1 protein-coding gene is annotated in these 338 nt (G+C 37.9%); it reads right to left on the bottom strand.

What is annotated here, in order from left to right; translation table 11 throughout:
- Positions 1-253: 253 nt before the first annotated feature.
- Positions 254-328, bottom strand: a complete 75-nt coding sequence (locus tag FLQ44_RS24795) for a U32 family peptidase (RefSeq protein ID WP_240801169.1) — start codon at positions 326-328, stop codon at positions 254-256.
- Between the last annotated feature and the right edge of the window lie 10 nt (positions 329-338).

Raw genomic sequence — 338 nt, 5'->3', positions numbered from 1 at the left:
AACAAGGAAATGCAAACGCTCACGAATTTCTTTAAAAATCTTATCGGCAATTTCACCTTTGGCACCTTCAAGATTTAAATCTTGATAGTAGCTTTCAGCATCACCAATCGACATTTTAGTTATTTGAGCAATGGTTTTATCTTTTACCCGAACATGACGGGAAATTTCATTTAAGCGTGAGCCACCACAAGCATCACAAGCGGCATTCGATAAATATTGTGCCAAATCATCGCGAACATAATTCGATTCAGTTTCACGATAGCGGCGTTCTTGCGCAATAAAAGTAAGATTTGGTGCGTCCTTCAATTTTTAAAGAATGGATACCCATCTTGGTTAAG

This window comes from Vogesella mureinivorans, from assembly GCF_007644035.1.
GTDB lineage: Bacteria > Pseudomonadota > Gammaproteobacteria > Burkholderiales > Chromobacteriaceae > Vogesella > Vogesella mureinivorans.
Note: the sequence above shows the minus strand (reverse complement) of the source record. Positions and strands in the feature narration are given on the sequence as shown.